Genomic DNA, 13549 nt, shown 5'->3' on the forward strand with positions numbered 1-13549 from the left:
GCCACCGTCCACCGGGTTAGCCTCCGAGGATGGGGCATCGCAGCCGCATGCAGTCCGTCGAGCTCCTCGACGACGATGCTCGTCACGACGTCCGCGCGTCGGACGTGCCCTCGCCGCGCGCCTCCGCTGCGGTGCGACGCGGTGGCCGTGTCCTGCTGCCGGCGGCCGCCGCAGTCGTCCTGGCGCTCGTCGGGACGCAGGCCGTCCTGCTCCACCGCGATGCCGCCGCCGAAGCCCGCATCCAGGCGCTGCCGGGGATCGTCCACGGGATCGACGCGGACGTCGCCCCTCTGTGGCGCGTCGACGAGCGGGACCTGGAGCTCGTCGACCGGTCCGTGAGCGTCGGCGGCAGCGTCGTCGGGGTGCGGACCGCGCTCGACGGGTCGCAGCGCGTCGAGGCGGTAGACGCCGCGAACGGCCGCAGCCAGTGGTCGGCGCCGTTGCGGGGACCGGACCCCGAGCTCGCGCTGCGCGGCGGAGTCGCCACCCGCAGCGCGTGCGAGACCGTCCCGTCGGCCTCCGACGGCGACCCGGTGCTGGTGGCGTGCCTGGGCTCGGACGCCGTCGTCAGCATCGGCGACCGCAACCGCACCACCTACGTGCGCGCACCCGAGCGGTCCCACGTGGTCGTCGTCGACACCGCCGACGGGCGCGTCGTCTCCGACCGGCTGGGTCCGGCCGCGATCGACCTCATGACCCTGCCGGGCCTCGTCGTGCTGGGTGCACCCGGGGGCGACGGCCATGCGGAGGTGACCGCGCAGGACCTGCTCACCGGCGGCCGTGTCTGGAGCCGCACCTCGCCGCCGCCAGGCATCGACCCCGCCGGTGACGTCGGCGGCTTCCGGCTGTTCCGCCTCGGCGACCGGGTGGGCGTCCAGGAGGCCCGACGCCAGGTGACGCTGCTGTCGTCGGCCGGCGAGGTGGTGCGCGAGCGGACCGCCGTGCTCGACGGGACGCCGGTCGTCGTCGGCAACGATCGGCTCGAGCTGCTCACAGGGTTCGGCGAGGGGCGTCCGACGACGACGATCGTGCGGCCCGGCCGGCCCGACGCGGTGGTGCCGGGGTACCTGCTGCAGCGGTCCGTCGACGACGGCAGCCTGCCGGGCCTCGAGCTCACCTACGGCTCGACGATGCGGGCCTGGGACGCGGCCGGCGGCGACCCGCTCTGGGAGTCCGACGGGCCTGTCGGCGGACCGACGATCGTGCTCCACGGGCTCGTCATCTGCCTGAGCGGGGCGAGCGAGGGCGAGGTGCTCGCGTTCGACGGCCGCACCGGGGCGCTCGTCTGGACCGCGAACGCGGGCACGCTCGACCAGACCCCCACGCTCCTGACCGACGGGACGTCGCTGATCGTCGCCAACTCGCCGGCCATCGGCGAGACGGTCGGTACGTTCGACGCGTTCGCGCTCGATACCGGGGAGCGGACCTGGAGCACCGGGACCACGGCCCTGCTCGGTCCGGTGACCGTCCGCGGCGACCTGCTCGTCTCGGCCTCCGACGACGAGGCCGTCGTCCTCGGCGGCCCGGACGCGGGATGAGGCCATGAGCCGGCACGGGATGCAGACGGTCGAGCTCGAGGACACCCGGCCTCCCGTCCTGCCTGTCGCACCACCACCGCGCAGACGCCTGCGCTGGTGGTGGCTGGCGGCCGTCGCGACGGTAGCCGCCGCGGGCCTCGTCGGCACCCAGGCCTTCTTCGACGCCCGGCAGCGCGCCGCCGTGGCCGAGTTCGCCGCGGTGCCCGGGGTCGTGACACCGGTCGGCTCGGACGTCGGCGTGCTGTGGCGACCGCCCGAGGCGCTGTCCGGGCTCGTGCTCGAGGGCATCGTCGCGGACGGCGCGTTCGTGGGGCTCAGCGTCGCGGACGACGGGTCGCAGTCGGTGCTCGCGGTCGACCAGCGCACGGGCGACCAGCGGTGGTCCACGTCGATCTTCGGTCCGGACGCGTCCCGTGCGCTCTCGCTCGACCGGCGCGTCGCCGGCCGGTGCGCGTCCGCGTCGGAGCACCAGGTCGCGTGCCTGGTCAGCGACGGTTTCCAGCACTTCGACAAGGCGAGCAGCCCGGCCGTCGTCCCCGCCACGACCACCCGCGTCGTGGTCGTGGACACGCGCGACGGCCGGATCGTCGCGGACCACGAGGCCACCGGCGCGACGTCGATGGCCGTGCGCCCCGCCTCCTACGCGTCGGACGGCTCCGGCGCCGCGGGTCTGGTCGTCCTGTCCGCGCCGGGTTCGGGCGTCACCGGGCAGGACCTGCTGACCGGCGAGCGGCGCTGGCACTACACGCCGCCCAGCGCGGGCGAGGACCTCAGCCAGGCGGCGTTCACCTCGGCGGTCCAGGTCTTCGCCGCGGGCGACCTCGTCGGCGTGACCAACCCGGGCTGGTCGGTGGCGCTCCTCGATGCGTCGGGCGACCTCGTGCGCGAGCCGATCCCGGCCATCGCGGGGTACCGGTACGACGAGGCGACAGGCGTGCTGGCGCTCCTCAGCACCACGGAGTCCGGGCAGGTCCGCTCGACGCTGGTGCGCACGGGTCGCGACGAGGTCGACCTCCCGGGCAACTTCCTCGACGTCGCGGTCGACGACGGTTCGGTGCCCGACCTCGTCCTCACCTCGGACTCGTCGCTGCGCGGCTGGGACGCGCGCACCGGCGAGCCACGCTGGACCGCCGACGAGATCGCGACGGGCTCGGCGCTCGTCCTGCGCGGTCGCGTCTACGTGCCGACCATGACCGGAACGGTGGCGCTCGACGGCCGCACCGGGTCCATCGTCTGGCGCTCGACCGTCACCCCGGGCCACGTGCCCGGATCGCTCGCGACCGACGGCTCCACGATCCTCGTCGCGGACCAGCCCGTGGCGGGCGAGGACCGCAGCGAGCTCGTCGCGTACGGCCTCGACGACGGCCACCCGGTGTGGCACGCACCGCTGCCCGACGGCATCCGGTCGAGCACGTCGGTCGATCGGGTGCTTCTCGGCCTGACGACAGACGGCGTCGCCGTCCTCGGCTAGATTCCCGAGATGGCGCGCGGGGGTGGGATGCAGGACGTCGAGCTCGATGACGGGCCCGGGCCGGTCGACGCCTCACCCGCGCGGCGCACGGGGCGACGCCGATGGTGGTTGCCGGCCGTCGCGGCCGCCGTGCTCCTGGGCGTGGTGGGTGTCCAGCTCGTCGCGGACGCACGCGAACGGGCCGCGGTCGCACGGCTCGCCCAGGTCCCCGGCATCCTCGCGCCCGTGCACGAGACGCTGCCCGTCGTGTGGCGGTCGCAGGCGGTCGGACAGGCCCTGTGGAGCGTGGTCGTCGTCGGCGGCGCACTGCTCGGCCCGTCCGTCGACGACGACGACGGCTCGCAACGGCTCGTCGCGCGCGACCTGGCGACCGGCAAGGTGCTCTGGACGACCGAGCTGTTCGGCCCCGACCCTGGTCGCGCGGCTGCCATGGCACAGGACGGCGCGTCCGTTCCCGAGTGCGTACCGACGACCGTCGGACCCGAGCCGGCACGCCTCGCGTGCCTCGTCAGCGACGGCTATGTCGTGTACGGCCAGGACGGTCAGGTGACCGACGTGCCCGCGACGCAGACGTTCGTGCGCGTCGTCGACACGGCCGACGGCTCGCCGGTCGCCCAGTGGGCGGCGGACGGCGGCTCGCTGGCCGTCCTCGACGACGTCGCCGTCCTGGCGACCTACGACGCCGACGCCGGGATCACGCTGGACGGCCGGGACCTGTCGACGGGTGAGCAGCGCTGGACGGCACGCGTGCCACCGCCCGCGGGGGACGTGGTCGGGTGGTCCTCGAGCTGGCCGCCGTACGTGTACCGCGTCGGCGACTACCTCGCGGTCTTCGGGTTCGACGGTGGTTCCGAGCTGTTCGACGCGACTGGGCGATCTCCCGACGACGAGCTCGTCGGAGGGTCCGACGGACCACGCGCCGGACAGTTCCAGGAGCTGCCGGGGAGCGGCCGCGTCGTGTTCAGCTCGCAGGGCGAGCCGGGCCTCTCCTCGAGCGTCGTCCTGGCCGACGACCGCCCGGGTTTCGCCTTCGACGGGGATCCGGTCGTCCCCACCTTCGACGACGGCAGCCTGCCAGATCTGCTGCTCGTCGCAGCGGTTGTCGCCCCGTCCGACGGCGGTGGCGGGACGACCGTGCTGACCGGTCGGGACGCCGAGACAGGCGACGGGCGGTGGACGTCGGAGGTCGTGGCTGACTACCAGTTCCCCGGTGCGCTCGTCATGCGCGGCAAGGTCTTCCTCCAGACCACGGACGGCCTGGCCGCGGTCGACGGTCGGACAGGCGAGAAGCTCTGGACGGCACCGTCCCCGAAGAGCTCGATGTTCGGCGAGCTCATGACCGACGGTCACCACCTCCTCGTCACCCTGAGGAACGCCAGCGACGGCCGCATCGGGGACCTCGTGGCGCTCGACCCCGCGACCGGCGAGACGGACTGGCGCTCCCGGGTTCCCGACGGCATCGAGTCGTACTACCCCGTGGGTGGTGCTCTGCTCGGCGTGCGCACGGATGCGTTCGGCAACGCGACGGAGGTCGTGCGGTTCGGCTGACTCCCGCCGTGCTGCGACTCAGTGCCCGGCCGTGTGCTCCGCGGACGCGAACCGCGCCTGGCCCGGCTGCACCAGGCCGAGCTGCGCGGGCACCGGCCGGCTGACCAGGTTGAGCGCCCAGTCGGCGGCGATGCGGGCACGGTTGGCCATCGAGGGGACCGCGTACAGGTGGTAGGCCTTCGCGACGATCTTCGCGGGCAGCCCGGTCAGCGGGATCCCGAGCGGCCGCGCCACCGCGCTGCGTCGTCCGAGGTCGGCCACGAGCCCGAGGTCGTGGTGCCGGTACTCGATCGGCTCCCCGTGCCCGAGGCTTGCCGCGATGTTGTGCCCGAGGACCACGCCCATCCGCTGCGCGTGCTGCGCGGTCGGCGGGTAGGCACGGTGCTGCTTGTCGTAGGGGTCCGGGGCGGACGCCGAGTCGCCCGCCGCCCAGACGCCGGGCTCCCCGGGCACCTGGAGCTGGGAGTCGACGACGAGCCGACCTCGCTCGACCGCGTCACCGAGCGTCCCGACGAGCGGCGGCGGCGTCACGCCCGCGGTCCAGAGCACCGTGTGGGAGGGGATCGTCTCGCCGTCGGACAGGATCACGTGGTCGGGCGCGATCTCGGTGACCGACGTGCTGAGCCGGACCTGCATGCCGCGCGCCCGGATCTGGTCCAGCGCGAACTCGCCGAGGCGCGGGCCGAGCTCGGGCAGCACCGCCGGCGCGACGTCGACCAGCAGCCAGGTGACGTCCTCGGTGCGCAGCCGCGGGAACCGGTCCAGCTGCGCGTGCGTCATGACCTGCAGCTGCGCGGCGGTCTCGGTGCCGGCGTACCCGGCGCCGACCACGACGAACGTGAGGCGGGCCCGTCGCTCGGCCAGGTCGTCCGTGGCGTCGGCGATCTCCATCTGCCGCAGCACGTGGTCGCGGATGTAGACGGCCTGCACGAGGGTCTTCAGGCCGAGCGCGTGGTCCTCCATGCCGGGGGTGGGCAGTCGTCGCGTCACCGACCCGACGGTCATCGCGAGCCGGTCCCACGGCAGGACGAGCGGGTCGGCCAGGTCGCACGACACGTCGATCGTCCGGTCGATCGTGTCCACCGACTCGACCAGGCCCTGCACGATCCGTGCCCGTCGCAGGGCCGAGTGCAGCGGGATCGCGATCCGTCGCGCGTCCAGCCGCCCGGCCGCGACCTCGGGCAGCAGCGGGGAGTAGCAGAGGTGGTCGGTCGCGCTGACGATCGTCAGGTCGGCCGCCCCGGGCGGGATCAGCCGCTCGAGCGTGCGGGCCGCGAAGAAGCCGGCGAACCCGCTGCCGACGACCACGACGTGCGGACGCGTGCTCATCTCCACCTCCTGCTCTACCCCCAGGAGCGACCGTAGCCGCTATGTCCTGTTTCCGGGCGCCTCGCTACGCTCCCTGTGTGGTCGCCACCGACGCCGGTCGGCGTCGGGATGGGCTGCCTCCCGTCGCGTGGCCGTGGGTGCTCGTCTCCGCGGGTCTGCTGCTCGCGGTGCTGGTCGCGTTCGCGTCCCGCTACGGTCCGCACCGCGACGAGCTCTACTTCCTCGCCGCCGGCCGCCGCCTCGCCTGGGGCTACCCCGACCAGCCGTCCCTGACGCCGCTGCTCGCGCACCTCGCCGACCTCGTCGCGCCGGGCTCCCTGGTGGCCCTGCACGTGGTCCCCGCCCTCGCCATGGCCGGCGTCGTCGTGCTGTCGGCGCTCACCGCGCGCGAGCTGGGCGGTGGGACGGCGGCGCAGGTCCTGACGATGGTCGCGACGGGCTGCGGCGTGGTCACGGCGATCCTCGGGCACATGCTGTCGACGACGACGATCGACACCCTCTTCTGGGTCGCGCTGGTGTACGCCGCGCTGTGGACCCTGCGCCGCGACCGCCCGCGCGGCTGGCTCGTCGTCGGGCTGCTGGCCGGGCTGGCGCTCGAGGACAAGCACCTGGTCGCGTTCCTGCTCGTCGGCCTGGTGGTCGGCGTCGCGCTCACGCCCGAGGTGCGGCACCACCTGCGCTCGCCGTGGGCGTGGGGCGGCGTCGCGATCGCGCTGGTGCTGTGGCTGCCCAACCTGGTGTGGCAGGCGACCAACGGGTGGCCGCAGCTGGAGCTCGCCGCCGACATCCGCTCCGAGTACGGCGGCCTGGTCGAACGTCTGTCGTTCCTCGGGCTGCTGCTCGTGCAGTTCAGCCCGGTGACCGCGGCCCTGTGGATCTACGGGCTCGTCCGGCTGTTCCGCGTCCCGTCCCTGGCCCGCGCGAAGCCGCTGGCGTGGGCGTTCGTCTTCCTGGTCGTGGTGTTCTTCGTGACCGGGGGCAAGGCCTACTACGTGGTCGGCGCCGTGCCCGTGCTCATCGCCGCCGGTGCCTGCGGGCTGGTCGAGCGGTGGAGCACGCGCGGCGTCGTGGTGGCCGGTGCGGTCATCGGTCTGAGCGGGCTGCTCGTGTGGCCCGCGGGGCTGCCCGTCCTGTCCGAGCGGGCGTTCGGGGACTCGTTCTTCGCCGACATCAACGAGGACCAGGTCGAGATGATCGGCTGGCCGCAGCTCGTCGCGACGGTCGACGACGCGGTGGCCGCGTCGGGTGCCACGCACGTCGTCACGGGGAACTACGGCGAGGCCGGAGCGCTCGAGTGGTACGGCCTCGACGTGCCCGTCTACAGCGGTCACAACGGGTACGCGGCCTGGGGTCCACCCGCGGGGTCCGACGGTCCCTTCGTGCTCGTCGGCTACGACGGCGCACCCGCCTGGGCGGTCGGCTGCGAGGTCGTCGCGACCGTCGACAACGGGTTCGGCGTGGACAACGAGGAGCAGGACGGCGTCGTCCAGGTCTGCGACGGTCCGAACGGGACGTGGTCGTCGGTGTGGCCGCAGGTGACTCACCTGTCCGCATAGCCTCCGTCTGCGCATGGATTTGCGTAGTGAACGTAAGTTCTTGCAATTCGCCATTCGGTCTTGTCTCACATATCGTCGAGTCCCTACGGTGTGTCCGATATGCGGCGCGGTTCCCCACCGACGCCGTCCCGGCTGCGCAAGGAGGCGCTCCCGTGAGGACCCCCGTTCGACGATCTGTGTTGGCAGTCCCCGCCCTGCTCGCTGCGATCGCACTCGTCGCCCCCGCGACGGCCGCGTCCGCCCAGCCCGCCCCCGCGCCGCCCACCCCCGTCACCCGTGCGGCGCTCGACCCGTCCCTCGTCGCCGGTCGCGGCGCCGACCTCGGCTTCGTCGAGCAGGAGGCCGAGAACGCCGCCACCACCGGCACCGTGATCGGCCCCGACCGCACCGCCTACACGCTCCCCGCCGAGGCGTCGGGCCGGAAGGCGGTCAAGCTCACACCCGGGCAGTACGTCGAGTTCACGCTGCCGAAGACCGCCAACGCGCTCACCGTCCGCTACGCGCTGCCCGACGCCCCCAACGGCGGCGGCATCACCGCACCGCTGTCCATCGCCGTGAACGGCGGCCGCGCGACGACCGCCACGCTCACGTCGCAGTACTCGTACCTGTACAACCAGTACCCGTTCTCGAACGACCCGAACGCGGGCCTGCTGCACGCCGACTGGTGGATCACTGAGTGCGGCTGCGTGCCGGCGGCGACCACCCCGACGCCCACCATCACGACCCCGTTCCGACCCATGCACTTCTACGACGAGCAGCGCGTGCTGCTCGGGCAGACCTACCGCGCCGGCTCCAAGGTCCGGCTCACGGCGTCGGCCGGTGCCGCGTGGACCGTCATCGACCTGCTCGACTCCGAGGTCGTGGGTCTGCCGACGATCAAGCTCAAGGCGGCGAACGTGCTGCTCTTCGGCGCCGACCCGTTCGGGCGCAAGGACTCCGCGGCCGCGTTCGACAAGGCGATCGCGTTCGCCAAGAAGGCGCACCTGCCGGTCTACGTGCCGCCGGGCGTCTTCCAGGTGAACCGGCACATCATCGTCGACGACGTCACGATCATCGGCGCCGGCAGCTGGTACACGGTCATCCGCGGCTCGGAGGTGGCCCTGGCCACGCCCGCACCCGACGGCTCCGTGCACACCGGCGTCGGGTTCTACGGCAAGGACGCGTCCGTCGGCGGCAGCCACAACGTGCACCTGTCCGGGTTCACCATCCGCGGCGACGTGCGCGAGCGCATCGACACGGACCAGGTGAACGGCGTCGGCGGCGCGCTGAGCGACTCGACGATCGACGGCCTGTACATCCAGCACACCAAGGTCGGCGTCTGGCTCGACGGGCCGATGAACAACGTGCAGATCACCAACTCGGTGATCGTCGACCAGATCGCCGACGGCGTGAACTTCCACACCGGCGTCACCAACTCGGCCGTCCGGAACACGTTCGTCCGGAACACCGGGGACGACGGTCTGGCCATGTGGTCCGAGCACGTCGGCAACGCCGGCAACACGTTCGACCACAACACGGTCCAGACGCCCACGCTCGCCAACGGCATCGCGATCTATGGCGGCACCGACAACACGGTGTCCGGCAACCTGATCGCCGACCCGCTGCGTGAGGGCTCTGCCCTGCAGGTCGGTTCCCGGTTCGGCGCCGAGCCGTTCGCCGGGCACCTGTGGATCACCGACAACACGACCGTCCGCGCCGGCACCTACGAGCTGAACTGGAACATCGGCCTCGGCGCCATCTGGTTCTTCGCGCTCGAGAAGAACATCGACGCGGACATCCAGGTGGTCGGCGACCACTTCCTCGACAACACCTACAACGCGATCATGCTGGTGGCCGACTGGCCCGTGAAGGACCTGTACTCGATCACCAACGTGCACTTCAAGGACATCCGCGTCGACGGCACCGGCACCTCGGTGCTCAGTGCTCGGGTGGCCGGGTCCGCGACGTTCGAGAACGTGGACGCCCGCAACGTCGGTGCCGTCGGCATCAACAACTGCGGCACGTTCCACTTCACGTCGGCCGGGTCCGAGTGGTCCTCGATCGACGGTGGCGGCAACGACGGTGGCGGCACCACCGGGCCGTGGTTCGCCCCGTGGGAGCTGCCCAACACGATCACCTGCGACGACCGTCCGCCGGTCGTCGTGCCCCCGGCTCCCTCCGCCTGGTGATCCTCGGGTGGCGGGGCGGCATCCCCGTCCCGCCACCTGTCCGGCCAGCGGCGGCGAGTCCGCACCCTCGCCGCCGGCTGGTCCTGCGCGGCGAGGCGACGCCCCCTCCGACGTCGCCTCGCCGCGCATCTCCCTGATCCGCCCTGAAACCGGTGGCGCACCGACCACGGGAGAGCCGGTGCGCCACCCTTTCGCTCGAGTCGTCTGCTTCTGAAGCCCTACTTCGCAGCCCTACTTCTCGAGCCCTACTTCTCGAGCCCTACTTCTCGAGCCCTACTTCTTGACGACGGCCCACCCGTGGGCCACGACCGCGCCGCGCGAGACGTCGCCGCTCGCGAGCAGCACCTCGCCGGCCGGGAGCCCGAGCTCCTCGTCCCCGATGTTGAGCGCCACGACGAGCGCGTCGTCGGTCCCCTCGTCGGTGGACCGCACCTCGTAGACGAGCTGGGTGTTGGACAGCTCCACCTGCGTCGTCCGCGCGTCGTGCAGCCAGGGGTGCCGCCGCCTCAGCCCGATAAGGTCCTGGTGCAACCGCAGGATCTCGGCGGCCCGGTCGTCCCGCTGCTGCGCCGCAGGTCCGTCCGCGGCGAACTCCGGCCGGACCGCGTCGTCGCCGCCCTCGCGCTCCTCCTTGACGCCCAGGAACCCCAGCTCGTCGCCCGCGTAGATCGACGGCGTGCCGCCCACCGTGAGCAGGACCACCAGGGCGTGCGGCAGGTGGCGCGGGTCGGTGATCTTGCTGGCGATACGCGTGACGTCGTGGTTGCCGACGAAGGTCAGCGGCACGAAGGAGTCGAGGAACTCGTCGTGCCGCTTCAGCGACCAGGCCAGCTCCCAGAGGTTGCTGTCCTCGATCGAGCTCCAGATCGCCTTCCACAGCTCGTACTGCGTGAGGGAGTCGACGCCCGACTCGCTGACGAACCCGGCGTAGTCGCCGTGGATGACCTCCGCGACGACCCACGCGTGCGGGTGCTCGGCCCGCACGCGCGGGAGCACCTGCGCCCAGAAGCTCGTCGGCACCGCGTACGCCGCGTCCAGCCGCCAGCCGTCCGCGCCGCGGTCCAGCCAGTGGTTCATCACGCGGACCACGTAGTCGACGACCGAGGGGTGCCCGTGGTCGAGGGTCACCAGCGAGCCGTGCCCCTCGAAGTCGACGAAGTCCGTCGGGCCGCCGCCGTCCACCCGCAGCAGCCACACCTCGTCCTGGGACCGTCCCTGCGCCGCCTCGACCGACCGGCGCGCGATCGCCGAGGTGCGTCCGACGTGGTTGAACACCCCGTCGAGCAGCACCCTCAGCCCGCGCCGGTGCGCCTCGTCGACCAGCACGTCGAAGTCCTCGTCGGTGCCCAGCCGCGGGTCGATCAGCAGGTGGTCGACAGTGTCGTAGCCGTGCGACTCCGACGCGAACACCGGCCCGAGCGCGATCCCCGACGCCCCGGTCGCGATCACGTGGTCGAACCAGCTCACCATCCGTCTGAGCTTGTGCTCGTCGGGCGTCGCACCGTTCCCGGGGCCGCCGGACTGCGGGTATGCCCCGACGAACCCCAGCGGGTACGCGTGCCACCAGATCGCGTGCCGCACCCAACCGGGCTCACGCGTCGGCGCCACGCTCTGCTCTGGGTCGCTCATCCGTCCAACCTAGTTCGGGTGCTGCATCCGAGCGATGAGACGCCGCGACCCCCCGCTTGTCCTGACCCGGCCGCACGACGACGATGCGCGCGTCTCCCACAGCAACCGGACAGGTCGACATGAGCTCCTTCCACTGGTTCCTCCCCACCAACGGCGACGGGCGGCACGTGGCCAACGTCGTCGCCGCGGCAGGTGTCGCGCGGCGCGTCCTGACCCGCCCCGCGTCGCTCGCCTACCTCGGCCAGATCGCCCGGGCGGCCGAGCAGTCGGGCTTCGACGCGGTCCTGACGCCCACCGGCGCGGCGTGCGAGGACGCCTGGATCACGACCGCGGCGCTCCTGCCGCTGACCGAGCGACTCCGGTTCCTCGTCGCGTTCCGCCCGGGCTTCCTGCTCCCGACGCTGGCTGCCCAGCAGGCGGCGACGTTCCAGCGCCTGTCCGGCGGCCGGCTCGCGGTGAACATCGTCACCGGCGGCGATCCGGCCGAGCAGCGCGCCTACGGCGACACCCTCAGCCACGACGAGCGCTACGCACGGACCGCCGAGTTCCTCGAGGTGTTCGGCGGGCTCTGGGGGCCGACGAACCTCTCGCACTCCGGACCGCACTACACGGTCGCCGACGGTGGCTTCCCGTCGCTGCCCGCGCCGCGTCCGGACGTCTACTTCGGCGGTGCCTCGCCCGCCGCCGAGGCGGTCGCCGCCCAGCACGCCGACGTCTACCTCGCCTGGGGCGAGCCCATCCCCGCGCTGGTCGAGCGGGTCACCCGGGTCCGCGCCGCCGCGGCGGCCCTAGGCCGCAGCCCGCGCTTCGGTGTCCGCCTGCACGTCATCAGTCGCGACACGGCCGACGAGGCGTGGGCCGAGGCCGACCGCCTGCTCGCCGGGATGGACCCGGACGCCCGAGCCGCAGCGCAGGCCCGGTTCACGACGATGGAGTCGGTCGGCCAGGCACGGATGACGAGCCTGACCCAAGGACTCGCCGGCGCCGCGTCCGCCTTCGACCAGCAGGTTGGCCCGAACCTCTGGGCCGGGATCGGCCTCCTGCGCGAGGGCGCCGGCACCGCGCTCGTCGGAAGCCACGACGAGGTCGCCGACCGCCTCGTCGAGCTCGCGGCCGTCGGGTTCGACGAGTTCATCCTCTCCGGTTGGCCGCACGTCGAGGAGGCATACCGCGTCGGCGAGGAAGTCCTCCCGCGCGTCGCCCTCCGCACGGCGGCGCAGCCGGCGTAGCTCACGGCGGGACCTTCCCTACGGCTGTGCAAACCTGCCCAGCTCAACCCCTGCGTGCGGCTGCGCAAACCTGCCCAGCTCAACCCCTCCGTGCGGCTGCGCAAACCTGCCCAGCTCAACCCCTCCGTGCGGCTGCGCAAACCTGCCCAGCTCAACCGCTCCGTCCGGGCGCGAGCACCCCGCCCAGTTCAACCGGCGCGAGCCGGTTCTCGTCCTTGTCCCGACCTCAGTCCCCGTCGGTCGGCCCCAGGTGCGGGTACCGCTTGCGCAGGACCGGGGGAGCGGCCCACCACCACGACTCGGCGAGGTGAGCTTCCAGGGTCTCTGCGTCGACCGTCGCGAGCTGGATGAGAACCAGGTTCGTCCCCGTGTGATGGTCGGTCGTGGAGTACAGCCGAGGCATCTGCTCCACGAGAGCGAGCCGCTCGCCGTCGTCCTCTACCCGAACCGTCAGCCGCTCGCCGTCCCACATCCTCGCGACCATGTTCCGGTGGAACCAGGCCGGCTGCCCCCAGCTCTCGCGCTCGGTGACCTCAGGCAGCGCCAGAACCGCCCTCCGCGCATCGCCCTCGTCCATCCACCCATCCAACCGTCTGCCGCCGACAGAGGTCACGGACCAGGCGGCAACGAGCTGTCACCTCGGAAGGTGAGTCGGCGGTGCCTTAGTCGGGCCGGGCTTAGTCGGAACGTGAGCAGGAGCGCCCGGGCCGTGGCAGGGCTGAGCCTCGAGAAGTGGTGCGTCAGGACGCTGGCCGGTTGCTAGAAGGGTGGTGGTTCGTCGTCGTCCTGGTGGCGTCGTCGTCGTCCGGGTGGTGGGCAGGTGAGGGTGTCGGGGTCGATGAGGAGTGGTGTGGGGTGTCGGGCGTAGGTGATGCCGTCGGGGCTGGTCCACCAGGTGACCCCGGTGGTGGGGTTGCGGTGCACGTTCCAGTGTTTCTTGGTCTTGGCCTGGTGATGGTGGCGGCACAGGGCATGCAAGTTGTCGGCGTGGGTCTGGTCGGCGCCGGGTCAGGTGGGGTTGTAGGGGGTGATGTGGTCGAGGTCGCAGCGGGTGGCGGGTTGTCGGCATCCGGGGAACGTG

At 72.6% G+C, this 13549-nt stretch carries 10 protein-coding genes; 6 read left to right on the forward strand and 4 right to left on the reverse strand.

What is annotated here, in order from left to right; genetic code table 11:
* Window positions 1-29 precede the first annotated feature (29 nt).
* The 3 genes from AC1DZC_RS09250 to AC1DZC_RS09260 are packed head-to-tail and all read left to right on the forward strand — an operon-like array spanning window position 30 to window position 4557.
* Window positions 30-1538: an outer membrane protein assembly factor BamB family protein gene (locus AC1DZC_RS09250; protein WP_477043045.1), complete on the forward strand. Its 1509-nt coding sequence runs from the start codon at window positions 30-32 to the stop codon at window positions 1536-1538.
* Between the two features lie 4 nt (window positions 1539-1542).
* Window positions 1543-3009, forward strand: a complete 1467-nt coding sequence (locus tag AC1DZC_RS09255) for an outer membrane protein assembly factor BamB family protein (protein WP_477038266.1) — start codon at window positions 1543-1545, stop codon at window positions 3007-3009.
* A gap of 9 nt (window positions 3010-3018) precedes the next feature.
* Entirely contained in the window at window positions 3019-4557 is a 1539-nt protein-coding gene (locus tag AC1DZC_RS09260; RefSeq protein ID WP_477043046.1) for an outer membrane protein assembly factor BamB family protein, read from the forward strand.
* A gap of 18 nt (window positions 4558-4575) precedes the next feature.
* On the opposite strand, the gene AC1DZC_RS09265 is transcribed toward AC1DZC_RS09260, so the two are convergent.
* Window positions 4576-5886, reverse strand: coding sequence for an NAD(P)/FAD-dependent oxidoreductase (locus AC1DZC_RS09265; protein ID WP_477038264.1), 1311 nt, complete (start codon window positions 5884-5886; stop codon window positions 4576-4578).
* A 77-nt stretch (window positions 5887-5963) separates the two neighbouring features.
* Between AC1DZC_RS09265 and AC1DZC_RS09270 the strand changes: the two genes are divergently transcribed.
* The gene (locus AC1DZC_RS09270; protein WP_477043047.1) at window positions 5964-7442 is read left to right on the forward strand and encodes a glycosyltransferase family 39 protein; all 1479 of its coding nucleotides are present in this window, start codon (window positions 5964-5966) and stop codon (window positions 7440-7442) included.
* A 179-nt stretch (window positions 7443-7621) separates the two neighbouring features.
* Window positions 7622-9610, forward strand: coding sequence for a glycosyl hydrolase family 28-related protein (locus AC1DZC_RS09275; protein ID WP_477043048.1), 1989 nt, complete (start codon window positions 7622-7624; stop codon window positions 9608-9610).
* A 273-nt stretch (window positions 9611-9883) separates the two neighbouring features.
* On the opposite strand, the gene AC1DZC_RS09280 is transcribed toward AC1DZC_RS09275, so the two are convergent.
* On the reverse strand, window positions 9884-11239 hold the full coding sequence (locus AC1DZC_RS09280; RefSeq protein WP_477043049.1) for an alpha-amylase family glycosyl hydrolase: 1356 nt from the start codon (window positions 11237-11239) through the stop codon (window positions 9884-9886).
* A 119-nt stretch (window positions 11240-11358) separates the two neighbouring features.
* Here AC1DZC_RS09280 and AC1DZC_RS09285 point away from each other — a divergent pair, with 119 nt between their 5' ends.
* Window positions 11359-12468 (forward strand): LLM class flavin-dependent oxidoreductase, encoded by a 1110-nt coding sequence (locus tag AC1DZC_RS09285; protein ID WP_477043050.1) that lies wholly within the window; start codon window positions 11359-11361, stop codon window positions 12466-12468.
* A gap of 226 nt (window positions 12469-12694) precedes the next feature.
* On the opposite strand, the gene AC1DZC_RS09290 is transcribed toward AC1DZC_RS09285, so the two are convergent.
* A complete protein-coding gene (locus AC1DZC_RS09290) occupies window positions 12695-13045 on the reverse strand; it encodes an MmcQ/YjbR family DNA-binding protein (protein ID WP_477043051.1) in 351 nt (116 codons plus the stop codon).
* A 182-nt stretch (window positions 13046-13227) separates the two neighbouring features.
* On the reverse strand, window positions 13228-13392 hold the full coding sequence (locus tag AC1DZC_RS09295) for a hypothetical protein (RefSeq protein WP_477043052.1): 165 nt from the start codon (window positions 13390-13392) through the stop codon (window positions 13228-13230).
* Between the last annotated feature and the right edge of the window lie 157 nt (window positions 13393-13549).

The organism is Cellulomonas sp. P2_B4, from assembly GCF_056404795.1.

Coding starts and splice junctions, on each gene's coding strand:
- AC1DZC_RS09250 (WP_477043045.1), top strand. CDS start 30: ATGGGGCATCGCAGCCGCATGCAGTCCGTCGAGCTCCTCGACGACGAT.
- AC1DZC_RS09255 (WP_477038266.1), top strand. CDS start 1,543: ATGAGCCGGCACGGGATGCAGACGGTCGAGCTCGAGGACACCCGGCCT.
- AC1DZC_RS09260 (WP_477043046.1), top strand. CDS start 3,019: ATGGCGCGCGGGGGTGGGATGCAGGACGTCGAGCTCGATGACGGGCCC.
- AC1DZC_RS09265 (WP_477038264.1), bottom strand. CDS start 5,886: ATGAGCACGCGTCCGCACGTCGTGGTCGTCGGCAGCGGGTTCGCCGGC.
- AC1DZC_RS09280 (WP_477043049.1), bottom strand. CDS start 11,239: ATGAGCGACCCAGAGCAGAGCGTGGCGCCGACGCGTGAGCCCGGTTGG.
- AC1DZC_RS09285 (WP_477043050.1), top strand. CDS start 11,359: ATGAGCTCCTTCCACTGGTTCCTCCCCACCAACGGCGACGGGCGGCAC.
- AC1DZC_RS09290 (WP_477043051.1), bottom strand. CDS start 13,045: ATGGACGAGGGCGATGCGCGGAGGGCGGTTCTGGCGCTGCCTGAGGTC.